At 42.1% G+C, this 26,503-nt stretch carries 29 protein-coding genes and 1 pseudogene; 15 read left to right on the top strand and 15 right to left on the bottom strand.

Annotation, left to right across the window (positions count from 1 at the left end; all coding sequences use genetic code 11):
- Positions 1 to 279: 279 nt before the first annotated feature.
- Complete coding sequence (locus F9817_RS21080; RefSeq protein ID WP_161158171.1) at positions 280 to 1,020, top strand: NADPH-dependent oxidoreductase; 741 nt, start codon at positions 280 to 282, stop codon at positions 1,018 to 1,020.
- A 238-nt stretch (positions 1,021 to 1,258) separates the two neighbouring features.
- Positions 1,259 to 1,480 (top strand): hypothetical protein, encoded by a 222-nt coding sequence (locus tag F9817_RS21075; RefSeq protein WP_161158170.1) that lies wholly within the window; start codon positions 1,259 to 1,261, stop codon positions 1,478 to 1,480.
- 37 nt (positions 1,481 to 1,517) lie between these two features.
- Here F9817_RS21075 and F9817_RS21070 read toward each other — a convergent pair whose 3' ends face one another.
- On the bottom strand, positions 1,518 to 1,727 hold the full coding sequence (locus tag F9817_RS21070) for a TOBE domain-containing protein (protein WP_161158169.1): 210 nt from the start codon (positions 1,725 to 1,727) through the stop codon (positions 1,518 to 1,520).
- A gap of 365 nt (positions 1,728 to 2,092) precedes the next feature.
- Between F9817_RS21070 and F9817_RS24450 the strand changes: the two genes are divergently transcribed.
- On the top strand, positions 2,093 to 3,151 hold the full coding sequence (locus F9817_RS24450; RefSeq protein ID WP_161158168.1) for a diguanylate cyclase: 1,059 nt from the start codon (positions 2,093 to 2,095) through the stop codon (positions 3,149 to 3,151).
- Here the strand turns inward: F9817_RS24450 and F9817_RS21060 are convergent.
- A complete protein-coding gene (locus F9817_RS21060; RefSeq protein WP_161158167.1) occupies positions 3,120 to 4,055 on the bottom strand; it encodes a DMT family transporter in 936 nt (311 codons plus the stop codon). The two genes, F9817_RS24450 and F9817_RS21060, sit on opposite strands and share 32 nt — an antisense overlap.
- Before the next feature lie 239 nt (positions 4,056 to 4,294).
- Here F9817_RS21060 and nikA point away from each other — a divergent pair, with 239 nt between their 5' ends.
- The 6 genes from nikA to nikR are packed head-to-tail and all read left to right on the top strand — an operon-like array spanning position 4,295 to position 9,598.
- Entirely contained in the window at positions 4,295 to 5,836 is a 1,542-nt protein-coding gene (gene nikA / locus F9817_RS21055) for a nickel ABC transporter substrate-binding protein (RefSeq protein WP_161158166.1), read from the top strand.
- Positions 5,837 to 5,840: 4 nt separating this feature from the next.
- On the top strand, positions 5,841 to 6,788 hold the full coding sequence (gene nikB, locus F9817_RS21050; RefSeq protein ID WP_161158165.1) for a nickel ABC transporter permease subunit NikB: 948 nt from the start codon (positions 5,841 to 5,843) through the stop codon (positions 6,786 to 6,788).
- On the top strand, positions 6,785 to 7,618 hold the full coding sequence (gene nikC / locus F9817_RS21045; RefSeq protein WP_161158164.1) for a nickel ABC transporter permease subunit NikC: 834 nt from the start codon (positions 6,785 to 6,787) through the stop codon (positions 7,616 to 7,618). The genes nikB and nikC overlap by 4 nt, the downstream gene beginning before the upstream one ends.
- A complete protein-coding gene (locus tag F9817_RS21040; RefSeq protein WP_161158163.1) occupies positions 7,615 to 8,388 on the top strand; it encodes an ATP-binding cassette domain-containing protein in 774 nt (257 codons plus the stop codon). Before nikC ends, F9817_RS21040 begins: the two co-directional genes overlap by 4 nt.
- Positions 8,385 to 9,182, top strand: a complete 798-nt coding sequence (gene nikE, locus F9817_RS21035; RefSeq protein ID WP_202436544.1) for a nickel import ATP-binding protein NikE — start codon at positions 8,385 to 8,387, stop codon at positions 9,180 to 9,182. The genes F9817_RS21040 and nikE overlap by 4 nt, the downstream gene beginning before the upstream one ends.
- A gap of 11 nt (positions 9,183 to 9,193) precedes the next feature.
- The gene (nikR, locus tag F9817_RS21030) at positions 9,194 to 9,598 is read left to right on the top strand and encodes a nickel-responsive transcriptional regulator NikR (protein WP_161158162.1); all 405 of its coding nucleotides are present in this window, start codon (positions 9,194 to 9,196) and stop codon (positions 9,596 to 9,598) included.
- 64 nt (positions 9,599 to 9,662) lie between these two features.
- Here nikR and F9817_RS21025 read toward each other — a convergent pair whose 3' ends face one another.
- Positions 9,663 to 9,821, bottom strand: coding sequence for a hypothetical protein (locus F9817_RS21025; protein WP_161158161.1), 159 nt, complete (start codon positions 9,819 to 9,821; stop codon positions 9,663 to 9,665).
- Positions 9,822 to 10,352: 531 nt separating this feature from the next.
- Here F9817_RS21025 and cspE point away from each other — a divergent pair.
- Entirely contained in the window at positions 10,353 to 10,565 is a 213-nt protein-coding gene (cspE, locus tag F9817_RS21020; protein ID WP_161158160.1) for a transcription antiterminator/RNA stability regulator CspE, read from the top strand.
- 90 nt (positions 10,566 to 10,655) lie between these two features.
- On the opposite strand, the pseudogene F9817_RS21015 reads toward cspE, so the two are convergent.
- From F9817_RS21015 to rhaB, 9 genes and pseudogenes are all read right to left on the bottom strand, one after another.
- Positions 10,656 to 11,139: pseudogene (locus F9817_RS21015) on the bottom strand (DUF3750 domain-containing protein).
- 77 nt (positions 11,140 to 11,216) lie between these two features.
- A complete protein-coding gene (locus F9817_RS21010) occupies positions 11,217 to 11,549 on the bottom strand; it encodes a hypothetical protein (RefSeq protein ID WP_161158159.1) in 333 nt (110 codons plus the stop codon).
- Between the two features lie 108 nt (positions 11,550 to 11,657).
- Complete coding sequence (locus F9817_RS21005) at positions 11,658 to 12,635, bottom strand: calcium/sodium antiporter (RefSeq protein WP_161158158.1); 978 nt, start codon at positions 12,633 to 12,635, stop codon at positions 11,658 to 11,660.
- 334 nt (positions 12,636 to 12,969) lie between these two features.
- A complete protein-coding gene (locus tag F9817_RS21000) occupies positions 12,970 to 13,779 on the bottom strand; it encodes a helix-turn-helix domain-containing protein (RefSeq protein ID WP_161158157.1) in 810 nt (269 codons plus the stop codon).
- Positions 13,780 to 14,002: 223 nt separating this feature from the next.
- Positions 14,003 to 14,806, bottom strand: coding sequence for a rhamnulose-1-phosphate aldolase (gene rhaD / locus F9817_RS20995; RefSeq protein ID WP_161158156.1), 804 nt, complete (start codon positions 14,804 to 14,806; stop codon positions 14,003 to 14,005).
- Complete coding sequence (gene rhaM / locus F9817_RS20990; protein ID WP_161158155.1) at positions 14,803 to 15,117, bottom strand: L-rhamnose mutarotase; 315 nt, start codon at positions 15,115 to 15,117, stop codon at positions 14,803 to 14,805. Before rhaM ends, rhaD begins: the two co-directional genes overlap by 4 nt.
- Before the next feature lie 12 nt (positions 15,118 to 15,129).
- Positions 15,130 to 16,158, bottom strand: a complete 1,029-nt coding sequence (locus tag F9817_RS20985) for an L-rhamnose/proton symporter RhaT (RefSeq protein ID WP_161158154.1) — start codon at positions 16,156 to 16,158, stop codon at positions 15,130 to 15,132.
- A gap of 95 nt (positions 16,159 to 16,253) precedes the next feature.
- Positions 16,254 to 17,513: an L-rhamnose isomerase gene (locus F9817_RS20980; RefSeq protein WP_161158153.1), complete on the bottom strand. Its 1,260-nt coding sequence runs from the start codon at positions 17,511 to 17,513 to the stop codon at positions 16,254 to 16,256.
- Between the two features lie 13 nt (positions 17,514 to 17,526).
- Positions 17,527 to 18,966 carry a rhamnulokinase gene (rhaB, locus tag F9817_RS20975; RefSeq protein ID WP_161158152.1) on the bottom strand — a complete coding sequence of 480 codons (1,440 nt, stop codon included), beginning with the start codon at positions 18,964 to 18,966 and terminating at the stop codon, positions 17,527 to 17,529.
- A 281-nt stretch (positions 18,967 to 19,247) separates the two neighbouring features.
- Here rhaB and F9817_RS20970 point away from each other — a divergent pair, with 281 nt between their 5' ends.
- From F9817_RS20970 to F9817_RS20960, 3 genes are all read left to right on the top strand, one after another.
- A complete protein-coding gene (locus F9817_RS20970) occupies positions 19,248 to 20,450 on the top strand; it encodes a DEAD/DEAH box helicase (RefSeq protein WP_161158151.1) in 1,203 nt (400 codons plus the stop codon).
- Positions 20,451 to 20,824: 374 nt separating this feature from the next.
- Complete coding sequence (locus tag F9817_RS20965) at positions 20,825 to 22,081, top strand: aromatic amino acid transport family protein (RefSeq protein WP_161158150.1); 1,257 nt, start codon at positions 20,825 to 20,827, stop codon at positions 22,079 to 22,081.
- 482 nt (positions 22,082 to 22,563) lie between these two features.
- Positions 22,564 to 22,782 (top strand): hypothetical protein, encoded by a 219-nt coding sequence (locus F9817_RS20960; RefSeq protein ID WP_161158149.1) that lies wholly within the window; start codon positions 22,564 to 22,566, stop codon positions 22,780 to 22,782.
- A 117-nt stretch (positions 22,783 to 22,899) separates the two neighbouring features.
- Here F9817_RS20960 and F9817_RS20955 read toward each other — a convergent pair whose 3' ends face one another.
- Entirely contained in the window at positions 22,900 to 23,148 is a 249-nt protein-coding gene (locus F9817_RS20955; RefSeq protein ID WP_161158148.1) for a DUF1289 domain-containing protein, read from the bottom strand.
- 155 nt (positions 23,149 to 23,303) lie between these two features.
- Here F9817_RS20955 and F9817_RS20950 point away from each other — a divergent pair, with 155 nt between their 5' ends.
- On the top strand, positions 23,304 to 23,735 hold the full coding sequence (locus tag F9817_RS20950; RefSeq protein WP_161158147.1) for an META domain-containing protein: 432 nt from the start codon (positions 23,304 to 23,306) through the stop codon (positions 23,733 to 23,735).
- Between the two features lie 173 nt (positions 23,736 to 23,908).
- Positions 23,909 to 25,081, top strand: coding sequence for an ABC transporter substrate-binding protein (locus F9817_RS20945; RefSeq protein WP_161158146.1), 1,173 nt, complete (start codon positions 23,909 to 23,911; stop codon positions 25,079 to 25,081).
- Here F9817_RS20945 and F9817_RS20940 read toward each other — a convergent pair.
- Together F9817_RS20940 and F9817_RS20935 are read right to left on the bottom strand one after the other, a co-directional pair.
- Positions 25,070 to 25,738, bottom strand: coding sequence for an adenosylcobinamide amidohydrolase (locus tag F9817_RS20940; RefSeq protein ID WP_161158145.1), 669 nt, complete (start codon positions 25,736 to 25,738; stop codon positions 25,070 to 25,072). The two genes, F9817_RS20945 and F9817_RS20940, sit on opposite strands and share 12 nt — an antisense overlap.
- A 51-nt stretch (positions 25,739 to 25,789) precedes the next feature.
- A complete protein-coding gene (locus F9817_RS20935) occupies positions 25,790 to 26,401 on the bottom strand; it encodes a hypothetical protein (RefSeq protein ID WP_161158144.1) in 612 nt (203 codons plus the stop codon).
- Positions 26,402 to 26,503: the final 102 nt, after the last annotated feature.

Here is a 26,503-nt window from a genome sequence, read left to right as displayed (position 1 = left end):
GGTTATATTATTTAAAATAAAATATATACAATTAAGACAATTACGAAAAAAACACTTAATGTTAGTAATTATAATATCTGTATATATTGTTAATGAAAATTATATTCATTGAGATTATTTTAAATAGGTTAATTNATTATTACTATAAATTAATATATTAATCCTTTCCGTTAAAATTCTCCTAAAGAGTATATTTCTAGTTGGCGTTTTTGATAAACATAGATAGAGTAAAGTTTGCACATCTATCAATATTTGTCCCGATGGAGAAAGGAGAAATACATGAACGACGTACTTAAAACCTTATATTCACATAAAAGTGAACGTAGTTTTTTAACTAAGCCTGTCCCAGATGACGTATTGGACAATGTTATTCAATCGGCATATCAAGCCCCCACGTCAATCAACTCACAACAGGTATCGGTTTTAGTGGTGCGTAATGCTGAACGTCGCCAACGTTTGTCTGAGTTATGCGGTGGGCAACCTTGGATTGCCAAAGCGCCAGTATTTTTGGTATTTATCATCGATATGTATAAAACAGAACTTGGCATGAAAGCGGTCAGTGAGGAACAAAAAGCAACAGAAAGTATTGAAAGTATCATTTCAGGCTCAACTGATGTAGGTATTGCTTTAACTAGCGCATTAATTGCAGCTCGCTCGCAAGGTTTAGGTGGCGTTCCTATTGGTGGCGTACGCTTAAATCCTAGTAAAATGATCGAAGAACTCGACCTCCCCCATCATACCTTCGCCGTCGCCGGGTTATCTCTTGGTTATGTTGATAAACCTGCACACATTAAACCACGCTTACCAATGGAAACATTTCGTCATGAAGAACAATATCGCAGTGATGGTATGAAAGATAACATCGAGTACTACAACAAAAAAATTACTGCGCATTGGGAAACGATTGGTCGAGCTGATGGTGAATCTTGGAGCCAATCGATTTCCGGATATTATAATCGTATTTACTATCCCGATGTTGCTTCAACTTTAATTAAACAAGGTTTTAGTAACAAATATTAACCTGTTTAATACTAAATTATTTCAACGCCTCACAGTTCGTGGGGGCTTTTTATTCAATAAGTAGCTTATAAATCTCTATTCCCCTACGTTAATTTCACACTATCTTTTAATTTCCGTGACATGAAAGAACACCGTTGGGTTAGATTACACCTAACCACTGCCTAAAAAATAATGAGTAATCACTGGCAGATAATAGAACGTTAATACAGAGGTAACTGTCAATAGTTGGCTGAATATTATGACGATACAAACTTTTATAGCACGTAGTAAACAGAGCTTTGACGATTTTATTGAATCAGGTTTTGCGCAACAGCGTTGTAGCATCCATTGCCAATTCTCTCGTCAGCAATTAAATGAATTAGATTTGTGCCGTTTGGAAAGAACGAATGTGGTTACTTTGTCTTTTTCTATCGATGGTAAAATGTTTAAGCAGGGCCAAGCATGGTCAAAAAAACATTAGCCTAAGATTGGGGCCAACAAATGGCCCCAACGCAGAATTATTCGACACCAACCATAACATTAGATGCTTTAATAATTGCAGTAGCAGGCTTACCTACCTCAATCCCTAACGAACGTACTGCACCGAGCGTAATAACTGAAGCAATCACCAAACCATCCGCCAATTCGATTAAAATTTCGGCATTAACAGCCCCTTCATCGATGGCTTTAACTATCCCTGTAAATTGGTTTCTAGCGCTAATTTTCATAATTATTCCCTTATAATCATGTTGTTAAAATAAATGTATATTATGCTTAACCTAGTAATCAGAGCTCATCTACTTGTCATCGCTCAAGCTCAAGTAGGGCGTATATGCTGATAAGCACATATTGATACTATTGAATAACCTTAACAAAAACAAGTGTTAATGATATTAGAGGGGATTTCTATAGGTACGGTGATTGTTATCGATGCAACAAAGAATCCCCCTAAACAAGTGGGATAGATCAGATTTTGACAAATTTAAAGTAAAACACCTAATTAGGGTAATACCCCCTAGTAACGGTCTTGATTATCATGTCGGTTTAGAACAGCTCTGTCACAGGACACGATCAGATGGGCCTAGGGTTAACAGTGTCATCACCATTCGAAGATTGGTTTTTTAAAAGCCGTATTCTCCAAGTACGCTATACCATGATGTGTACTGCAATTCTGTACATAATTTATTGTTTTATTGAAGAAACAATGGAGCTTCCCGATGGATTATTTCGTTGCTTACTGCATGGTGTGATAGTTCCGATTGGATTATTCATCATAACGGCCCTGACCTTTTTCCCAAACGCTTATCCCGTGATGCGCGTTATGCTCTTCACTGCGCCGATTACCACTATTACAGCTAACCTCTATTTTAATTTACATACGGAATCCTTTGCTTATTTAGCACCAGAAATTTACCTTAATGTTTTATGGGTCTTTGTTATGTCTGGCTTATCTTTAACATTAGCCACCTTCAGCATCCTCATCTGTTTTCTCATTACGATATTTATAACTCTCAGTGAGAGTTATATGCCGAGTATTGATATGGCATTGCATTATCTTTGGATGGCATCTGCAGCTGTATTTGGAATTATCACATACACATTATTACGTCACTCCAGCCATCAAATATACTTGAATCAGTGCCACTTAGAAGAAAAAGCCTCTTCCGACACAATGACTAATGTATGGAGTCACGATTCTTTGGCTCGTTTTTTCGATGAAATGAGACTCTCTGATACACAAAACATTGCGATAATGATGGTCGATATTGACCATTTTAAACGCCTCAATGATCGACTTGGTCACGTTGTAGGACATTATGTGCTCGTCGAATTTGCTGCGCTATTGAAAGAGAATTGTCGAGGTTATGATTATGTTGGCCGCTACGGTGGGGAGACGTTTTGTATTTTACTGCCTAAAACTCCGCTTAACCAGGCTAGACTCATTGCCGAATCACTTCGTGCCATTATCGCCGACCATAAATTTAGCCAAAGTATTTCTTTAACTGCTAGTATTGGTGTCGCTATGGTAGAGCCTAATCACGATTTCGATACCATTGTTGAACTCACCGACCAAGCTTTATTTAAAGCCAAACACGATGGCCGCAATAGTGTTGTGATGGTTAATGAAGACCACCAGTATCAGCTGATTTAATCTGGTTGATTAACGGAGTTTTTTTGATAACTGTCGGTTGAGACAACGATTGCAGCGCCAAGCAGATGGCAATACTTACAATCCCGACCCATCCATACCACCCGAGCGTTTCTTTCACAATGGTCACAGCCAGTACCGTTGCAACAACAGGCTCGAACAAACTGAGTAACGTTGCTGAACTGGCGGTAACCGTTTTTAACCCATAGCCAAAAAGAAGATACCCTAACCCCATAGGGATAAGGGCCATATAGCTTCCGACAAATAACGAAGACATTTGAGAGAACAGGGTATCTCCGGTAAGAAAAAGGCTTGGCAGTAATAGCATCGAACTAAGCCCAAACAAAGTGCCGATGGCGGCTCTAGAGGGTACCCCCTGGTCAATTAACTGCTTTGCTACCCATGTATAGATCGCATAGGCAGTGCCACCTAAAATACCAACGCCAATTCCCAATAACCGGTAAGGATGTGAGCTAAACACGGGCTCATCATGTTGACCAAAGATAAGAAAACATATTCCCACAACGCCAAATAAAAGGCTCATCAACCACCCAATTGAGATATTGACTTTACCACCAACAAGGTGCTCTAAAGCGACAGAAGCAAAAGGCGCGGACGCGATACAAACTACCGTACCGACAGCGATTCCAGCTAAATGCATCGATGAATAAAAGGCTAACGGGTACATAGCGACGGTGATGCCACCTACCAAACACAGGGTTTTATTATCCCATAATCGCCGGTGAGATATATGGAGCGATTTCCAGGCGATAGCAAACTGGATTATCCCGCCAAAGCCAGTAGCAAATGCACCAATCGCTAACGGGCTAACTTGGGGGATAAAGGCAGCAAAAATTCCAGAAGTTCCCCAGAAAAAAGACGCCAGCAAAATGGCTAATATACCCATAAAACAAAATCCATCTATCGAACCCTTCTCATCTAACGGTTATAGTCAGCGTCTGAAAATACCAAACCTTTGCAATTTATTGAATATTTATTGATATAGATCGATGTCTTGTATGAACTTTTTTATAAAATTTCATACCACATCATTCTAGATAACGGACCATCGCTTTGAATTTTCACCACAACTGGTGTTCTCAACCGCTTAAAACCAGCATAAGTTCTAAATCATATGCGCAATTTATGTCGCTCATTTTCTTTGTTGTATTCACGCCCATTTGTTTTGCGACTCATTTAAATTTTGCTTGGCCTCTCAATGTTGGGCCACTCAACCCTCACCTTTATTCACCTAACCAAATGTTTGCTCAAAGCATGGTGTATGAACCATTAGTCAAATATCAAAGTGACGGCTCGGTCAAACCTTGGCTGGCAAGTCATTGGACGCTTTCAGCAGATGGCCGAACCTATACCTTTACCCTGCGCCACCATGTCACCTTTTCCAATGGTGAACCTTTTAATGCTCAGGCTGTGGTTGATAACTTTCGCACGGTGATGGATAACAAAGATCGTCATGCATGGTTAGAATTAACCAACCAAATTGAGTCTTATAAAGCGTTAAATGATGACACTTTTCAACTCACACTAAAACACCCTTACTACCCTGCTTTACTCGAACTTTCTCTTCCTCGTCCATTTCGCTTTATCGCTCCTTCTCAATTTATCGATAACGAAACGAAAAACGGCATTAAACACCCTATTGGTACCGGTCCTTGGATATTGACGAAAACTCGTTTAAACCAATACGACGAATTTAAACGCAACGAACAGTATTGGGGAGCAAAACCTGCGATAGAAAGCATCACCGTTAAAGTCATTCCAGACCCCACCAGCCGTGCTTTAGCAGTTGAAACCGGCGACGTTGATTTAATTTACGGTGTCGATGGCAGTGTTTCTCCTGACACATTTGAGCGCTTTAGTCAGTCACATCAATACACCACCGAGCTGTCGCCCCCGATTGAAACCATTGATCTTGCATTAAATACCAAACACAGCCCAACAAAAGAGTTAGCCGTAAGGTTGGCGATTAACCATAGTGTCGATAAAGAGGTTATGATCAAAACGGTACTTTATGGCACTCAATCTAAGGCAAATACGCTATTCGCTCCTACCGTTCCTTATGCCAATATCGGTTTAAAACCTTACCGTTATGATATCCAATTAGCGAACTCGCTGCTTGATAAAGCGGGCTGGCAACGTTCTTCTGTACAGGGGATTCGTTATAAAGGCAAACAACGCCTTAATATCAATCTGTCTTATGTAGGGACGAACCCTGTAAGCAAATCTATGGCGGAAATCATTCAGGGCGATTTGTTTAAAGTGGGGATTGAAGTCAATCTGCTCGGAGAAGAAGAAGGTTCTATTTATCACCGCCAAAAAAGCGGTGAGTTTGATATGATTTTTAACCGTACCTGGGGCGCGCCCTACGATCCTCATGCTTTTTTAAGTTCCATGCGAGTACCTTCGCACGCCGACTTCCAAGCTCAGCAAGGCCTTAAAGATAAATCCCTTATCGATCAAGAAATAGAACAAGCTTTGATCTCCACTGACAACAAGAAGCGCCAAGCGCTGTATCGCGATATTTTAACTCGGCTACATAAAGAAGCCGTTTACCTACCACTCACTTGGGTACAAATGTACGTGGTAGCAAACCCAAAATTTGGCCCTGTCCCATTTAGTGCAATACCCAGCCATATCCCGTTTGAACATATTTTAAAGCAGAGATAATCCTATGTGGCAGTATATTTCACGACGTTTACTGATGCTTATTCCAATACTGCTGGCTGCCTCAGCCACTATCTTTTTTTTATTGCGACTTGGGCCAAACGATCCAGCCATGGAATACCTGCGTTTATCAGGCCTCCCCCCAACCGACCAATTGTTACAAGCCACCCGTATTGATCTCGGTTTAGACCAGCCGCTTTGGACCCAATATGGGGGTTGGCTAAAGCACGTAGTTCAACTCGATTTTGGCCATTCCTATGCCACGGGTCGCCCCGTTTTACAAGAACTCATGAGTTTTGTGCCAGCAACTGCGTTACTTGGAGTCACAGCGCTTTCCATGATTTTGTTTGGTTCAATCCCTATTGGGATGCTTTGTGCGAGATATCGCAACAAGTTTCCCGACTACCTGCTGCGCCTCATTCTATTTTTGGGCGTCAGCATGCCCAACTTTTGGTTAGCCTTTTTGCTAGTGATTCTATTTTCAACTCATCTCCATTGGCTGCCTGCACTTGGCTACGGTGGCATTAGTCACTTATTGATGCCGGCTTTTTCAATCGCGTTTATGTCTTTATCGATAAATGCGCGTTTGATTCGCACCAACATGTTAGAAGTCTCTGGCCAGCGCTATGTCACTTGGGCGCGCCTACGCGGTGTCAAAGAGTCTAAAATTCAGCGCAATCACATCTTTCGTAATGCAATGCTCCCAATCATCACCTCGCTTGGACTTCATATTGGCGAATTGATTGGAGGCACACTGGTAATTGAAAGTATTTTTGGTTGGCCTGGCGTCGGGCGTTACGCCGTCACCGCAGTATTCAACCGCGATTTTCCAGTGATTCAGTGTGTTACCTTGCTCATGGTCGTCGTTTACGTGCTGTGTAACCTGCTGGTTGATATTGCCTGTGCTGCATTAGATCCACGCGTACGTCGCTTGTCTATCGAGGGAAATGTATGAACCACTTTTTCCAGCATAAAAGTCACCTTGGACCATTGATACTGGTATTCACACTACTGTTCATGGCTATTGTCGGCCCCTACTTTTTACACTACGACCCCAATGCCATCGACCTACCAAACCGGTTGTTACCCTCTTCGACACAACATTGGCTTGGTACCGATCATTTAGGCCGGGATACTTTCACTCGGTTAGTCGAGGGAGCACGAACCTCATTAAGCGCCGTCGCGTGCGCAATAGCGTTAATTATTTGTATTGGTGTGACAACTGGCACAATCGCTGGCTTTATGGGTGGCAAAGTCGATGCAACTCTAATGCGTATTACCGATATTTTCCTCACCTTCCCAACCATGATTCTGGCATTGTTTTTAGTCGCGGTATTAGGGACGGGGATTACCAACGTGATTATTGCCATCGCCCTGTCTCACTGGGCTTGGTATGCACGTTTAGTACGTAGCATTGTGCTGGCTCAACGTAACAGTGATTTTATACTCGCTGCCCGTTTATCGGGAAACCAAGGCTTCGGGTTATTCAAAGATCATTTTATGAGCCCCATCATTTCTCAATTAATCGTGCTGGCTACCATGGATATTGGCCATATGATGCTGCATGTTGCCGGAATGTCTTTCTTAGGGCTTGGCGTTAAAGCCCCGACTCCTGAATGGGGTGTCATGATTAGTGATGCTCGCCAATATATCTGGACTCATCCGAGTCTTATGTTCTGGCCTGGCTTAGCTCTATTTGTCAGTGTCGTCGCATTTAACTGGTTAGGTGATGCGTTGCGTGATCATCTGGATCCATACCTACAATTGGAGCACGTCCACTCATGAGCCACACGCTTGCACTCAACAACTACACCGTCTATGCCGGACAAACTCGATTGATCCATAATATTTCGCTGCAAATTAAAACCGGTGAAATTCTTGCACTTATTGGTTCCAGCGGTTCAGGTAAATCGTTGACCTGCTGCGCTGCATTAGGTGCACTCCCTCACGGATTGCATCAATCTTCTGGCTCTGTACTCTTTGATGATCACCAAATAACTCATGAACAACTTCGCGGTCATACCATATCGACGATTATGCAAAATCCTCGCAGCGCATTTAACCCCGTTCATACAATGAAACAGCATGCGTTAGAAACATTAACGATTAGCAAACAGATAAAAACCGATAGTTATTCCGACGTTATCGTAAAAACCATGCGTGAAGCTGGTTTAGATCAACCTGAAAAAATTCTTAGCTTGTATCCTCATGAAATGAGCGGTGGCATGCTCCAACGTATGATGATTGCTCTCACTATGCTCAGTGGTAGTCCATTTTTATTTGCAGATGAACCCACCACCGACCTTGACTTAGTGATGCAATCCAAAATTTTGGAGTTATTGAAATCGCTGGTAGATAAACAACAATTAGGCATTTTATTGGTCACCCATGATATGGGCGTGGTAGCAAAACTCGCTCACCGTGTTGCCGTTATCGACCAAGGGCAGATTGTTGAACATAATTCAATTTCTACCATATTTACGCGCCCAGCCCACCCTATCACTCGTGAACTGGTCAACGCCCATCTTTCTCTGTACAACATGGCACTTGAATGATGACTTTACTTTCCACTTATTATGTCTCACATGGCTACCAGCGTTTTTCCCTACTGGGGAAGAAACCCTATCAACCCGTTCTTAAAGAGATCAATATTCACCTCTATCCCAATGAATCTGCTGCTTTATTGGGTAATAGCGGCTGTGGCAAAAGTACACTTGCGCGGATGCTTTGTGGATTAGAAATCCCTAAAGAAGGTGAAATTATATTTGAAGGTCGAACGACCAAACAAATGAATCGAACTCAACGGCAAGCCATGCATCGTGACATCCAAATGGTGTTACAAGACTCAGTCAGCGCCGTTAATCCTCGTAAAACTGTCGCGTCCATTATTCAAGAACCGCTCAAATACCTCACTTCTATGTCTAAGTCAGAACGAATGGATAGAACAATTCAACTGCTTAACCAAGTAGGATTGCCCGATTCTATGCTCAATAAGCGCCCTCCTCAGATAAGTGGCGGTCAATTACAACGTGTCTGTATCGCCCGCGCATTAGCCTCAAAACCCAAACTCATTATTCTTGATGAAGCGTTATCCAACTTAGATTTAGTACTTCAGATAAAAATGGTGGATATGCTAAAAGAGATTCAACATCAAACCGGTATTGCTTGGCTATTGATTACTCATGATATCCGTTTAGCGAAACAATTTTGCCAACGTATCTTAGTTATGAATAACGGTAGTATCGCTAAAGAAGCTGATATGAAAGCGGATCTTTGTTTTCTCCACCCAGCAGCACAAGAGTTGGAATACGCTATTTTACCCCCCTTGCCTGCTATATTAACGGAATAGAGGACTCTGACATGCAAAGACTGACTATCACCATGGACGACGATTTGGTTGATTACCTCGATAACTTTATTCAAGAGAAGGGGTATACCAGTCGTTCAGAAGCCGTCAGAGATTTAGTCCGTGATTCACTGAGCACGGAGAAAAACCAACGGAATGAAGAATGTCTCGGTGTACTTTCCTATCTTTACGAGCATGAGACTCGCGAGCTGGCGCGTCGTCTAACCAATACTCAGCACCATCATCACCATCTTTCTGTCTCAACTTTGCATATGCACATTTCAGAAGAACAGTGTCTTGAGGTCTCTATTTTACAGGGCAAACGCCATCAGTTAGAAAACTTAGCAGATAGTCTTATTTCTCAACGCGGTGTTAATCACGGGTACTTACGCCTACTGCCTAAACCCAAAGATGAGTAAGACCTAAATTGCACATAAAAGTAAGCCCTTCTTTACGAAGGGCTTAGTATTCAGATAATGGGTTTTAACAAGGTCTTTGTGGGCCACAGGCACCCGGTCCTGCTGCTGGCGCAGGTTGTGCGTGAGGAGGACCAGGCTGAGCATGGGGATGATCGGCTGGCGGAGGAAGAATACAGCCACCTAGCAATAAAGCAGCCAACAGTGATAAATAACGAATTTTCATAATCAAGCTCCTCAAATCGTTTCCATCAGTGTACTGATATAGCAGTTCGGTTCGTCAGATCATGGTCAAGGTTTGGTTCAGCTTTGATACACAAATCAGCTAATGACCCATAGCTTCACTGCTTAAACTGAGTATCCCTATCAAATGTGGCGCTACGCCATCATCCGTCTCTTGCTCGTAAGCGTAGTGAACAAATCACCAAATAGGTCTGATAAATAATTGTTCATTTTCATATTCTCACTATGGGTGTGATTGAAATAACAATTTGATCACAAACAATGCCACTTTTTGCGTATTAATACTCGCTATTCGATGAAAGGCGAGTATAGTGAATTAAGGCTCTTACAGAGCTGTTAATGTTTTAATCGGGTAAAAGTTCCTGTCAATTTCGTTGCTGTGCAATGTCTTACGTCGACAATAACCTTCTGCTTCGTTCCACATTAATACCCTGCCAAGAGTCATATATGCCTAGTCGAATGGTACTCGATGGGTATAAGTGTTTATTTAGGAAGTTATTAACAGAGGTTAGACATGTCAGAGAAAGTGACAGGTTCCGTTAAGTGGTTTAACGAAACAAAAGGATTTGGTTTTATTGCTCAGGATAATGGTGGAAAAGACGTATTTGTTCACTTCCGCGCTATCGTATCTGATGGTTTTAAAACCTTGTCAGAAGGCCAAAAAGTTAGCTTTGTAGTTGAAGATGGCCCTAAAGGGCTTCAAGCTAGCGAAGTCACTCCACTGTAATCCATCGACATCATTCGATCGACAGATTTTATATCAGGGCTGATGGTTAACGTCAGCCCTTTCATTTTTATTCTAACCCCTATCATTAGGTTAGTCCGCATAACCGCTACCTATCGCACTAAACGGCAAATCTAGACCTAAATCAGGAATCTGCTTAGCTATCCATGCTGGAAACGTATTGCTATTGGGACCCGGAAATAACGTGTACTGTTCAGCCCACGGATAATGTTCTGCCTGAGATTCTATTTGTGGGATTAATTGCGCCGCTTTCTGCCCTCGAAGCTCGAGTAATTTTTTAGGTTTAGCCCCATACCAAAAGCGGTCCGGCGTTGATGTTTGATAATGATGAAGAGCCGGCAAACCTCGTTTGAGGCGCCAACCAACCACGCCAGCCGTATGTATCTGCGCCATAGACTTCAATCACAGCTTCTTGGTGTTCTGAAGGAGAAAGCGCGATTCCAGCCGGTTCACGGCTTGCCGTTTTCCAACCATCGTTACTACACGCGGCAATTAATATCGTAAATCCAACAATCAAAAAGCGGCGACATAAGATGAGTAAATTATATTTGTGCATTGTTCCTCCCTGAATATCTAAACCATTACAAGCTGGAATTAACACTCTATACCCAAATGACCTCAATGGATATGCAACTATTGAGATTGGCGTTGGCGATTCATTTTGATCCAAAATGTTTCTTGGCAACGATTAGTAAAGATCTTCTTACGCGGGGTAATATCGGCAGACTGCGGCTGTTCCATGACTTCGTAACTGATCCAACATTCTTGGCATACTTGATCATCATTAACGGGTTCATCAAATTCGACTTGTTGACGAATCAACGCGCCGTTGGTAAATCGATACCAAGATTCTTCTTCAGGTACGTCACCATCAGAGTCATCAACCGTATTGTGCTCAACGGTAGAAATAAAGACTGAGGAAGGCTGTGATTTCACTGCAGCAATATAGTCGAAAAGTGATGTCATAACGCCTCCTTATAATACGGGTACCCATTATGACTCACTACTGATAACGATAAAACCCCACCGGAGTGGGGTTTTATCTCAATATGATTCTAATCGAATCGCTCGTTGTTAAGCTTGAATCACACTTGAAATGAGGTAGGTGTTATACCCAATGTAAAACAACAATAGGATCGCGCCTTCCCAGCGAGTGATACGACCATTTTTGCCTTTAAAACCAATGGCTGCCGCAAACAAAACAATGGTAACCACCAGCATTGTCATCCAGTCACGCCAGAAAATCTCTCCACCAATGTTTTCAACAGGTTTAATCACCCCTGCAATACCAATTACCGCCAAAATGTTAAACATGTTTGAGCCAATAATATTACCTAAAGCGATATCATGTTCGCCTTTTTTCGCGGCAATAATAGTCGCGGCTAACTCTGGTAACGATGTGCCTAATGCCACAACGGTTAAACCGATAATTAAATCACTGACACCTAACGCATGCGCAATATCGACGGAGCCCCACACCAACAGGCGCGAACTTCCCATCAAAATCAGCAAACTCACAACCAACCAAATAATGGCGGTTTTTGTGCTCATCGTATTCGATTTGATTTCATCAATGGCTTCTGGCTCAAGATCTCTAGCATCACCTTTCATACCACGATAGATTGACCAAAATACAAAGCAGAAAAATCCACCTAGCAATAGCCATGCTTCTACCTGTGAAAGCGTGCTATTCCAAAGCATAGCGCCTAACACAATAGAAATAATGAGCAATAAAGGCAGTTCTTTTTTGACGATTTTAGATTGCACAGACAAAGGGGCAATCATCGCAGCTAAGCCAAGCACTAAACTGATATTAACCACGTTTGAGCCCAACGCATTGCCCAACGCCAATGCTGGAGAACCTTCCATCGCAGCCATCGCCGACACCACCATTTCGGGTGCAGAGGTGCCAAAGCCAACAATGACCATACCGATCAATAATGGGGGCATACCTGCATGAAACGCGGTAGCTGAAGCGCTTTCAACAAATTTGTCTGCACTCCAGACCAACAAAACAAAGCCAAAAATAATGGCGAGTATCGATAGCAACATTCGTACTTCTCTTCTTATCGTAATGGTTTAACGTCATCATAAAATGAAGCACAAGGCGAAAGGACATAACGTTATCCAAGATTCAAGAAGACTGCGTTTTACATCAACATAAATGCAATGTCAGATTGTTGGTCTTGAGGAAGGCGATTATAGATAAGGGGCTGAAGGAATACAACGTTGAAATCAATTCAACATCATCACTGACAATTTATTCTGTTTATCAACCTAATATCGTTCAACCTCTAACCAAAGGTATAGCAACGATACCAAGCTAAATATCAGGCTATTACTGAGTGATAAAAGAAATTTTTATGACATCTAGCATAAAGTCAGATCAATTCACCAATGTTTGTTTACGAAACGCACTTGGATTTATCCCTGTCACCGTTTTAAATTTTGAGCTGAAGTAATTGCTATCTGTATAACCACACTCAAAAGCGACGCTGGTGACACTCTCACCTTGACGTAAGCGCCCTATCGCATGACGAATCCGTAAGTGATTGATAAAACGGTTGGTGGACATTCCTGTCAATTGAGAAATTTCTTTTGCTAACGCTTTTGGTGTTACTTTAAACTGCTCACACACAATAGCAACAGACAAATCAGGATCCGCATAATGATTAGCTAAATATACCAACGCATTGATAACCGGTGAGTTTTCTGTAACGCGGCTATCTAGCCTTTCAATACACAACAGAAGTTGCTCAAATAATAAATTCACCATGACTTTGGTATTTTTTCTCTGATTGTTTTGCTCTTTTTCTATGGCTAGCGCCAAATTAAAAATCGGCTGAAAAGCAGATTGAGTAATTAAAAAATTATTCTGTTCACTCTCTAGTTTTTTAATTACATCAACGCAGCATGAATGGATATTCAAATTCGATTTGCTATATAGCACATTAACTAAATGGACATCTTTCGTATCCAAATATTGATGATAGTCTCTTTCACTTACACAACAGATGCTATTTGGCAATAACAGGCTTTGCTGACCATTTACAATATGGGTGCCACTACCATGGCAAACTAAGACAAGTTCTGAAAAATCATGGCAATGCTCAGGGTAATCCACTTGAGGATTACGCCCCAAAACTCGGATATTACTCTCATTTCCAACATATTCATCATAAGTTAGATATAACATGCTAATTCCTCGTCTTTATCCCTCCTATATTGTGACCTTTTGTTTTTATTAAGCTGAGAGTTCCTTCTCAGTATAAAACCATCCATTTGATCAATGTTTTAGTTTGTTAACAGGGTCACTAACCTATTTAAAGCATGAGTATAATCAACTAAAAATCAACAAGTTAAATAGAAACAGCGAGTGTACATACTCGCCGTTTTTAATCTTTTATCAGTGTCACAAATTATAGGTTAAATTCTCGTTTCAGGATTTCCATATTTTCTTTTGTTACCCCTTCAGGCTCATAACCTGATGCAAGGCACATAAGATAAAGTTTTGCTCCCTTGTTCGCGACATCAATAAAGTCAAACGCTTGCAGAACATCTTCGCCCGATGCTGTCGCACCGTGTTTTTCCCAGACCGCAACATTATTCTCTAATAACGATGCAGTTGTACGGTCAGCTAGCTCTTCAGAAGATGGCAAACAATAAGGAATCATCCCAACGCCTCGCGGTACAAAAGCCCGTACTTCAGGCAACATTTTCCAACAAGTTTGGGTAAAAAGCTCACTGCTAGAAGAAATGTCGGGATGGTGCGATAACGCGATAAGTTCCAGCGGGTGCGTATGCACCACAGATTTATCTGTCGCACCGCTAGCGCGTTTAGCTTCTAGTATCTTTATATGGCTAATAAATTCAGAAGTAGGAGCAAAAGAAACGGATGCGTTACCTCCCCATAGAATTTTATAACCATTAGCCTTCTTATTAAGTTGTAAAACACAACCTGCATATGAAGGGTCTCGTAACTCACGAATACGTTGTCCAGTCCCTTTAACGAAATAAATCCGTTGTGCCGCTGAAATAGGTAATTGTAATGGCAGATCTTTTTCCACCAAGGTACTGGTATCACCAACCGGACCATAAATATCGGTTAAATCAACAGAAATATTGCCACCATTACGTTCAGCCCATTCACGTTGCCAAAGGTATTGCGATACCTCTTGCACCTTATCTATTTCATTTTGAACCGCTTGATTAAGAATACTCATTTTAAATAAAACACCTCTGTTAATGGTTTGCATACGGGTGAGTTATCGGCGTTAGTCGCCATGACATCTTGCATATAATCCCACCATTCTCGGCAGATTTTCGTGTCACTCACCGCTTCCCATTGCGCTTCGCTTTCTATTTCCACGTAACCAAACAGTAAATTCTGTTCAGCAAATAAATGAATCGAGTAATTGTGTCCGCCATGGCTTTTTAATACGTCTTTCATTCCTTTCCATAATTCTGCGTGACGACGTTGATATTCTTGATGGCAATCTGGATTAACGTACATAACAAATGTTTTGCGAATCATTGTATTATCTCCTTACTGCGCCATGCCCAAGCCCACAATGTTGGCAGCACCGATAATGACCAATAGTCCAGCGATTAGAATACGGACAGGACGAGTGCCTACTCCTTTCCATTCCGCCATGATCAAACCGATAATGCCGCCGAATAAGACATAACAAGACATGTGCAACATCCAGTTAATGTAATCTAGGCGAGCTGGCACGGATGCTTCACCCCACCCATAGAAGAAGAACTGCAAGTACCACATGATGCCGCCCATTGCAGTGAACAGTAGGTTGCGAGCGAGAAGAGAACGTCCAAGTGTTAAATCATGGCGAACTGAAATCTCTTTTTTATGCAAGATGTTGTAAGCACAGAACAAGAAATTAACAATGGCACCGCCGCCCATGATGAAGCCATACGCAGGCATCGCTACATAAAGATAATTGATACCCAACGCTTCAGATTGCGCTTTGATTGGACCCGCAGCATTTAAGCCAAAAGCAAACCCTGCTGAGAAAATGCCGCATATAATGGCTAAAATGATCCCTTTTTTGAGGTTGAATTCTTCGGCTCGTTCTCCCATCACTTTTTCTTTTTCATTTCCGGCATAGGCCACAACTGCGATACCGACCAACGCAACCGCAATGCCTATCATGGTTAAAGAACCGCCAGCGGATTCAATAAGCGCCCCTAATTGCCCCTTCAAAAATGGGGGTAACAAGGTACCCACCGCTAAGTTCAATCCGATAGCGATCCCAATCCCCATTGACATACCGAGATAGCGCATGGTCAATCCATATGTGATGTTGCCAATTCCCCACATCGCTCCGCAAAAGATCAGCATCGCAAACGTCGAGTTCGGGATATGGGAGTAAAACTCTCCCAGGTTCGGCACTAACATCATGGTGACGAGCCAAGGCATCAAGACCCAAGAAAACACACCACCAATTGACCACATTAATTCCCAAGACCAACCTTGAACTTTTTTATAAGGTGCATAGAAAGCGGCTGCGGATGCAGCGCCTACCATATGCCAACCTATACCAGCGATAACAGACATAAAATTTTTCCTTATTATATGTAGGGTATTCCCGCCTTCCCCTGTCTCAATAAGGCGAGGAAGACGAGTGTTTCTTATTATTTTTTTTGACTGGATTAACGCGCTGCCAGTACGGTTGCTTCGTAATCTTTTACCAGAGGAAGCCACGCTTGACCGACAGGTACATCATTGATTTGGCAGAAGTAATCCCATACTGCGTTCCACGGCATTGAATGGGCTTCCTCGAGAAGAGCGAGTCGAGTGGTATAATCAAACGCCTGCTCTGCTTGCTGCAATTGTTGATAAGGTTCCAGATAGGCTTTCAATAGGGCTTTTTGTGCATTACGGGTACCAATAACCCAAGCTGCAATTCTGTTAATAGAGGCATCAAAGAAGTCTAAGCCAATTGACACTCTGTCTTGTAAGTCATTACGCACAATTTCACGCATAATAGATTGGGTTTCATCGTCAAATGAGACCACATGGTCAGAATCCCAACGAACCGGGCGAGTGACATGCAGCAACAAGTGCTGAACATAGAGAGAACATGCAGAAATTTTGTCACTGATGACTTCTGTTGGATGAAAGTGGCCAGCATCCAAACACAGCGCTGTACCACGAGTGGCGGCATAACCGAGATAAAATTCGTTACTACCAACGGTGTAGGCTTCTGCACCAATCCCAAACAATTTACTTTCGACTGCATCAAGGTGATAGTTAGGATCAATCTTTTCAGCGATTGCTTCGTCAAGTGCGCTGATCAAACGTTCGCGAGGAGCAAGGCGGTCTATAGTTTGATCTTTCATGCCGTCAGGTATCCAGATGTTCATGACCGAAGGCGTGCCTAACTCTTTACCAAAGTACGCAGAGATTTTGCGACATGCTTTTACGTGATCAATCCAGAAACGACGTACTTTTTCATCTGGGTGAGATAACGTAAAACCATCATCAGCCAGAGGGTGAGAAAAGAGCGTTGGGTTAAAATCTAAGCCAATATTTTGCTCTTTGGCCCACTCGACCCACGAAGCAAAATGTTTGGGTTCAATCTGATCTCGTTCAACCTTTTCATCGGTATCTAGGTAAATGGCATGTAAATTCATCCGCTTTTTACCCGGAATGAATTCAAACGCTTTTTCCATATCAGTCCGCAATTGAGATGGTGTGGTTGCAGCACCCGGATAATTACCAGTGGCTTGAATACCACCGCTAAGTGCGATATCAGGTGATTCAAACCCTTTCACATCATCCCCCTGCCAGCAGTGCATTGAGATAGCCGTTTGAGCGAGTTTTTTCAGTGCCTCCTCTGTATCTACACCAAGTGCCTGATAACGTTGCTGAGCTTGGCGATATGCCGCAGTAATTTGTTCATCTTTCATGGTTGTTACCTTCTTATTTGAGCAGTGCAAACTGCGCTTTTATTTGTTCTAAACCTTCAATGTGAGAAGGTTGATAATGTTTCACATCAGAGCATGCTTCGATGATTTGTCGGCCTTCTTCAAGGCAAGAGATTGCATCGAGAGCAATAAATTGGTTCATCACATTCCCCAAAGCGGATGCCTCGGTAGGCTCAGTGACAACAGGGATTTGGCACACATCAGCGCACAATTGGTTAAGGAAATGATCTTGGGTGCCCCCACCCACAATACGTAGTGCTTCAATGGGGCGTTCTAGTGCACCAGACAGTTGATGTAATCCAGCGCTATAAGCCAACGCTAAACTGTCGTAAATACAACGCACAATCTGGGCTAGGCTAGTCGGTGCAGGCAGATCTCGAGTAGTGAACCACTGCACAATGGCTTCTGTCATGGAGTTAGGGTTGAGAAACGAATCATCATTTGGATTACAGATAAACTCAAATGGCGTGGCGTTTTGCGCGAGCAATTTGACATCACTAAAAGCCAATGATGGATTTTCTGCTTTAATTCTCTGGATTAGCCACAAACCCATGATGTTTTTTAAGATGCGATAACGTCCATCCACACCACCCTCATTTGTCAGGTTATACTCAAAGGCCTTTTCATTTAGACATGGCGTTTGGCTTTCCACCCCAATCAAAGACCAAGTGCCAGAACTTAAATACGCACAAGATTCGGATGACAGCGGAGTAGCGGCGACCGCAGAGGCTGTGTCGTGACTGGCAACGGAACACACGGGAATTTGGATGTCTCCGTGCTGATATTGACCAATCATGCGGTTAGGCATTTTAGGTGGTAAGAACCAATTGAGGTTCGCCCCACATGCTTTGACTAATGTGCTGTTCCAAGTTTTATCTTGGCAATCGAGTAACTGGCTGGTTGATGCGTTGGTATATTCACAGTGCTTCACTCCGCATAACTTGTAGTTGAGGTAATCCGGAACAAAGAGCAGCGTATCAATTTGGTCGAACCATGCTGGGCGTTCATCAGCGATCGCCTTTAACTGATAAATCGTGTTAAAAGGCAAAAACTGAATACCACTGATGGTGTATATGTCTTGAGGTGAAAAGTGATTTTCTTGTTGCAGGGTTTGTTGAACCCCTTGAGTTCTCGCGTCTCGATAACTGACAAAGTTACCTAAGTGTGTACCGTATTGGTCGAGCAAGACAAAGTCGACCCCCCAAGTATCGATACCTAATGAACAGACATCATGATATGTCGCGACAACGCGATTAATCCCGACTTTGATCTCTTCTAAAATTGAATACAAGTCCCAGCAGCTGTGTCCATCGCGCTGTACTTGTTGGTTTGAAAATCGGTGCGCTTCTTCTAAACGAATGCGCCCTTCATCGAGATGCCCGGCCATTACTCGACCACTTGATGCACCTAAATCAATTGCTATCACTGTTTTCATTGGCGTTCGTCCTCATTCATCATGAGTGTTATTAAAACCAATGTTTTCAGTCAAAAACTTAACAAATCTGCCCAGCGTGTTTTGCTCGAGGCCAAATTTTTAAGATAGCGCTGTTGCGCTTCAAAATTTCCGAATTTGTTCGATGCCCCTCCTTCATCACCTTAACCAAAGGCTAAGTTGATCATTCGTACCTAGGCAAAATAACCGAGCCTTGTCGGCAAATGTGTTATAGTTACGGTCTATTTATTGCCGACACTTCGGACTGTTTCTAGAGTAATTTGATGTCTTTTGAACAACTTGGATTAAGCCAACCCATTATTCAGGCACTACGTGCACTGAATTACCAAAAACCGACCCACATTCAAAATCAATCGATCCCTGTGATTTTGGAAGGTCGTAATTTAATTGCGGCCGCACAAACTGGTACAGGTAAAACGGCAAGTTATTTATTGCCGATTATCGAACGTTTGCGTGAAGCGACGACTCAGCGTAAAAAGCGCATCCGAGCGCTAATTTTGGTTCCTACTCGCGAGCTCGCTGTGCAGGTAGAAAAAAGTATCAGTGACTATGCACTATTTACCCAATTAAAAGGATTGGCAGTATTCGGTGGCGTGGACGATAAGCCGCAACGAGAAGCGTTGATTGATGGTGTGGATGTATTGGTTGCGACGCCTGGTCGTTTATTAGATTTGTATGGCAAACATGCCGTACATTTTGAAGAAATTGAATATCTTGTACTAGACGAAGCCGATCGAATGCTCGACATGGGCTTTATCGACGACATCAATAAGATTTTAGATCGTGTCCCAGAAGACGTTCAACAACTGCTCTTTTCTGCAACGCTGTCTAACAAAGTCCGCGATCTTGCCAAATCTGCCGTTAATGATGCCTTCGAAATTAGTATTGCCGCTAAAGCCGCATCTAAAGCGAACATTGCGCAATGGCTGATTACGGTCGATAAAGATCAAAAATCTTCGCTGTTAAGCCACCTAATTAAAGAAAACGAATGGAAGCAGGCGCTTATTTTTATTGAAACGAAAAAAGGGGCCGCTAAGCTGGTAACACAATTAGAAAAGCGTGGTATCTACGCCGAAGCATTTCACAGCGGTCGTAGCCAAGAAATTCGTAATCGACTGCTTGAGCAATTTAAAGTGGGCGAGATTCCGTTTTTGGTCGCAACAGGTGTCGGTGCTCGTGGTATTGATATTGATAACCTAGAGCGCGTCATTAACTACGATTTACCTTTCCCAGCAGATGATTACGTTCACCGTATCGGTCGAACAGGTCGTGCTACGGCCACAGGTGAAGCCATTTCTCTGGTATCGAAAGATGACTTTAAAAACCTATGCATGATTGAAAGTCGACTTGGACATTTAATTGAACGTCGTGAAGTTGAAGGATTTACCCCGCGTAAACCAGTGCCCATTTCTATGCTGAACTACGTACCTAAACACAAACGTACCAAAGAGCAACATGATCAATAACGTACACGATTGAAGAGTTATCCCTACCTAACGCAGATAACTTTTCAGTCTGTGTGACTCAAGGCAGAGTTAAGCTTAACTCTGCCTTTTTAAATGGATGAATCGACGTCCGTTCAACATTCTTGCGTACAGAACAAACAACCCATCTTTCGTTGAACACTAAACCATCAAACTAAAAATTAACAAAAATTTAGTTTAAAACTCCAAATTATAATTAAATAATAGATTTAATAACCACAAATAAAACACAACATAGTTAATATAACTATCGTTTGTTTTTATAACCAGTGATTAGCACTGGCATGCTCATGTGATCAATTATTCTGATAAGCGTATTATTTTCGACATTAAATTTCACATCATGCGGTATTTCAGTGAAAGACACTCAAGAATTACAAAAAATTAGCATTTCACAACAAAACAGATCATGGACTAAACATGATACTCATTGGCTACTGAGTTTATTCGGCACTGCTGTCGGAGCAGGCATCTTATTTTTACCCATCAATCTTGGTATTGGTGGGTTCTGGCCACTCATCATCATGGCGGTCATTGCATTCCCGATGACTTACTTTGCACACAGAGGCTTAGCCCGTTTTGTTTTATCCTCTAAAAATGAGCCCACTGACTTTACGGATGTCGTTGATGAGCACTTTGGCACAAAAGCTGGCCGCTTAATCTCTTGGCTTTACTTTTTATCCATATTTCCAATTCTACTCATCTACGGCGTAGGTTTAACCAATACCGTTGATAGTTTCCTTGTCCACCAAGCGAATATGGCCTCACCGGCTCGTTGGTTACTTTCTGGCGCACTCGTTTTCACATTAATTGCAATCATGCTTGGTGGCGAAAAGATTATCCTACGCGTGTTTGCGGCTATGGTTTATCCCCTTGCCGCAACCTTATTGGTACTATCCCTATATTTGATCCCCTATTGGCACGCTCCGATGCTCTCGATGCCATCATTGGATACGTTTGGATCGACAGTCTGGTTAGCCATTCCAGTGGTTGTGTTCTCATTTAGTCATGCTGCTGCCATTTCTAGCTTTGCTAACGTGCAGCGTCGTCATTACCGAGAGCGAGCGAGCGAAAAATCAGAACAAATATTACGTAACACCAGTATGTTACTCATCGCCTTTGTACTGTTGTTTGTGTTTTCATGTATTTTTGCATTAACACCAGCAGAGCTAGCCCAAGCCAAAGCACAAAACATATCGGTGCTAACTTACCTGGCTAACGTGACCGACAATCCATTTATTGCCAACCTCGGTCCTCTCGTTGCTTTTGTCGCAATTACCTCATCGTTCTTGGGTCACTTTTTAGGCGCTCGCGAGAGCCTAAACGGTTTGATCATTAAACATTGTCACATTTCTGCTCGTGCTGCAGACAAACTCTGTATTGCTATCCTATTTGTTTCTATCTGGGCTTGTGCGATTTTTAACCCAAGTATTTTAGGTATGATGGAAGCATTTTCAGGGCCAGTTATCGCGATGATTCTATTCTTAATGCCCATGTTAGCGGTATATAAAGTTCCGGCAATGAGCAAATATCGTCGCCATTTAAGTACCTACTTTATTTTGTTAACGGGAGCGTTAGCTGTCTCAGCGATTCTTTATACCATGCTGAAATAACTCGGGTAGATTTCCCTTTCTGTATCACGAGAGGGAAATCTGCTTAGTGACGAATTAACCTCACCATATCGACTCTCTGTATAATGCTCTTTCAGAGAGTTTCTGATTCACGATTTCACAGCAACGTTGCGATATAAATGTCGTACTATACTCAATTTTATTCATTCAATTGCAGTAAAGTCTTGTTACTTTGGGCACAAAATGTTACTTGATTGTAATAGCCACCAAGCTAAAATATCACCCCAAATGCACTATTAATGTGCACATTGCTTACATTCACTCACTTATTTGGTGAGATAACACCCTCTATTAATACTAATATTAACAAAAAAGTAATCTGAGATTGTCTAAATAACCGCCCCTAGCGACCACTTTATCGCCAGTTCACATTAGAAAATATACAGGTATGCCTGTGTTGACCTTCAACGCTGATAGATCTAACTTTTCACGTAGTCGTCTGAGCCAATGTGGAGGTTAATGAAATGAAACGCGCAAGCAAAACTTATCGTCTTCAAATGATTAAAGAAGTGGCAACAAGAGCACAAACCCCTCATTCTGACCCAATGGCCGATTACATCTATCACATAATGACGAATCCAGAACAAAAAGTTCAATTCAGTGAGCCTAAAGCTCAATTCGCCGGTGTCCATTTTGATGAAAAAATCGGTGGTTGGGTAAGTGATCGCTGGAATGCGAAATAAACCTGCAAGTTAGTGAGAATAAAATGTAATGGCCGTTACACCGTCGTAACGGTCTCCCCTCTAGTACCTAACCTCCCACACCACATCCTGCTAAAAACTTGAATCTCTCCCAAATTTTTAAAACAAATCTTGTTGTGGATTAAGAGTTTCGTTAGTTTGCTCGAGTTGACGTTTTCCTTGCGCCATTTTGCGTCGATAACGTTGCTGACAGAGCTTGATCACGTGGAGCTGCTGCGTAGGAGTCATTTGGAGCCAAGTAAATCGCTCGTCTCGTTTACGCATGCACCCTTTGCAATACCCTTTCTCATCGACTGTACAGATACCAACACATGGACTGGGGACTGTAAAAAATTCTAACTGTTCCATTCTATGACCTGCTCTTAAGCACTATCTTATCTGGATAAGTTCTGTCTGTTTCATGAATGGCTAGTCATGAAAAACAAATTGAATAACGATACACTGACAATTTAACGAATGCATTCAGTATACTTGTCAGAGTTCCTGTATTTGGAGTAAATATAATGAAGCTTAGTTCAAAGTCATTACTTGCCGCAACGGTTAGCGCTATCGTTTTGGCGGGTTGTGCAAGCCATAAAGAAAAACCCGTCACAAGTGAAGATTTACAAAGCCACCGCTGGGAATTGGTAAAAATTGACGACAAAGCAGTTAAAACCGACGCCCAATCTCCAACTCCATTTCTTCAAATTGGCGACAAGATGACTGCAAGCGGTAATGCTGGTTGCAACAATTTCTTTGGTCAAGGTTTAGTAGAAGACAGCAAATTCCGCATTGAAAAGTTAGCCTTAACCATGAAACTTTGCCTCGGCGATGTGATGGATAGTGAAACTATCGTACAGCAGAGTTTAAGTGAGTGGAACAAACTGTCGTTAAACAAAAACACGCTAACTCTAAAAAACAGTGCCCACACGCTAACGTATAAAATGGCTAAGTAACGGCATTCTACGATACCTAGCGTCTTCTCGAGCTGGGTATCCTATTTATCCCCAAATCCCCAAGCACGAACACTCCATTGCTTGTCACAAATACCATCTTCTAAACTAGCGACTTACATGACTAGCTAATACTATTAATGTTAATTAACGGCGTTCATATGTAGGATCGATTGGTGCAATCAATTATTCAACGAGCTCTAACTGTCATAAGTTTGATGGCCATCTTGTTCAGTATGGTCGCGCAGGCTCGTTCTTGGAAAGAAATTGAGAAATCAGCACAGCAACACACTGTTCATATGTACCTTTGGGCTGGCAGTGCCGGTGCTAAAAACTACCTTGAATGGGCAATTCCGACTCTGAAGCAGCGTTATCAAATTACACTCGAGCCCCATTATGTGACAACCTTAGATCAAATCATCGATTTGGTTAGACACAATAAAAACTTAGCAAAAAGTGCAAGAACACCGATCGATTTAGTCTGGCTTAGCGGACGTTATTTCCATCAACTGAAAAGCCACGCTCTTTTATATGGGCCATTTACTGAAGATTTACCCAACTGGAGTTATATTAACCCCAATCTCCCGTTCGATACCGACGGTTCCGAAAATACGTTAGGTCTAGAAGCCCCTTGGGGGGTTGCGCAGCTCAGTTTTATCTATAATCAAAATCAACTCTACAATCCTCCGGAGAACTACCGACAATTACTCAGCTATGCCAAGGCATTTCCAGGCAGAGTCACTTATCCAAAACCGCCCTATTTTATGGGCAGTCTAATGCTACAATCGATCCTTATCGAACTGACAGGTTATGCCCCCGAATTGCGAGAGCCAGTATCCTCCAATACCTTTGCTAAGGTGACACAGCCCTTGTGGGATTACCTAGATGAGTTGCATCATTACTCTTGGGCTCAGGGCCGTAAGTTTCCAGCAGATATTTCTCAGCTTCACGCACTGTTTAATAAAGAAGAGATCGATTTGATACCGACTTATGGAGCCAATATGCTTTATTCTGCCCAAGAAAAAGGGCAACTTCCCTTCTCGGCCCGAGGTTACGGAATGAAAACTGGCTCACTCACCAATATGCACTTTCTCGCTATTCCGCAACAATCTACCAATACAGCGGGAGCATTAGTCGCCATCAATTTTCTGCTGAGTCCAGAAGCTCAAAGTCGCAAGGGGTTAGTCAGTATATGGGGAGATCCGCCAGTCATTCGCTCTGAATTTCTTACTGGCGCAATTAAAAACATGCCGGTCTATAACGCTGTGCATATGCCCGACCCAACATGGGATCAAGCTCTGAGCCAAGCTTGGATGAAGCGTTACAATAAAACATTATTAGACGAATGAAGGCGACCAAGATAATGAATGATCAAGACTTAATTGACATGCTTCAATAACGGACTTACCGATTAACTCCCCCAACTTTGTATGTTTACCACAGTACGAATAGGTCGCAGGTTGCTCCGGGCAAAAGACCACATGGCTATCTGTTCCCGTACCACTCGCAGGTAGCGTTGAAATTGGGCTGACAATACCCAAATCACGGATAACCGTCACTTTAGCTTCGGTCAATAACATCATGGCTTCAACGAGTGCTGCTGGCGTTAAGGATTGATGGATAGCTAACAAAATGTTGATGGTGCCAGCCACAGGGGTTTCATCAGCAATATCTCCGACTCTACGGGTATTACTCAACCCTGATGTGACCCAGCATTCCACCGTAAGCACATCCGTCATCTGCTTTGAGTAGCCAAGCGATGCCATTGAGGCAGCCGTCATCATTCCGATCGTATTCGGTGGTAATGACAGTTTGGTCGCTTTACATTGCAGCGTTTCTTCAGGTGGAAGCCAAGGAGGAGGGGTCTGTTTACCGACTTTCAGATTGAGAAAAGAATTTGCTTCAGTGAGTCCACCATTTAACACTGCTGAACTAAGCACAGTGCATCGATGAGATGGAAGTAATACCAAATAATTGTCATCTTCTATTGAGCCTACTGAAAACATGCAAAATCCCAAACGTCCCTTAATTAAAGGGCATTATACCCAAATTAGGGTTTACTTTTGGATAATATGAAAGATTTCTTCGGCGATTTGTTTACTTTCTTTATCTTTGCTCAAGCCATAATTCTCATTTAATTGATAAGAAAGAATACGGATTTTAGCCAGTGTTCCAGATAAAGAAATCAACAAGTTGGCACAGTCATCGGTAATATTAAATTCTTTTCTAAATGGAAGAATAAGATCAAGCTGTTCCAAATAAGAATATATGATATCCACACCGTGCAAAATAATTTTATGATGAATGGTTAAGGTATCTGTTTCTTTAAAATTTTCTAACTGATTAAATAGAGATAATTTTTCTTCTAGAGAATCACTTTTACCTAGTCCCCATGAGGGGTAATCATAAATTGATTGGTTGATATCTTCTTGTAACGAACTTTCTAAGTCATGGTAAATATGACTTATCTTATCAACAACAGATTGATTTCTCGGTTCAATTTTGTCTAGGTTTAACTCTATCGTTTCTTGAAATATATCATCAAGAACCTCATGAATAATAGCGAACGTTTCAGACTCAAGAAAATGTATCAAATCTTTCGCTGCAGATACGTTTTCATCCACTTCCTTCTGAAGTACATCAATCTTGCGTTTAGCATTGCTTCCCATTCGGCTACTCTCATGTTTAAACAAGCGATAACGAAATTATGACTTAATTTTATATCAATTTAAACAAAGCGATAGACAGGAAAAATAATAAAAATACGCATC

The sequence above is a fragment of the Vibrio eleionomae genome (genome assembly GCF_009874545.1).
Lineage (GTDB): Bacteria > Pseudomonadota > Gammaproteobacteria > Enterobacterales > Vibrionaceae > Vibrio > Vibrio nitrifigilis.
This window is presented reverse-complemented; position numbering and strand designations above follow the sequence as displayed.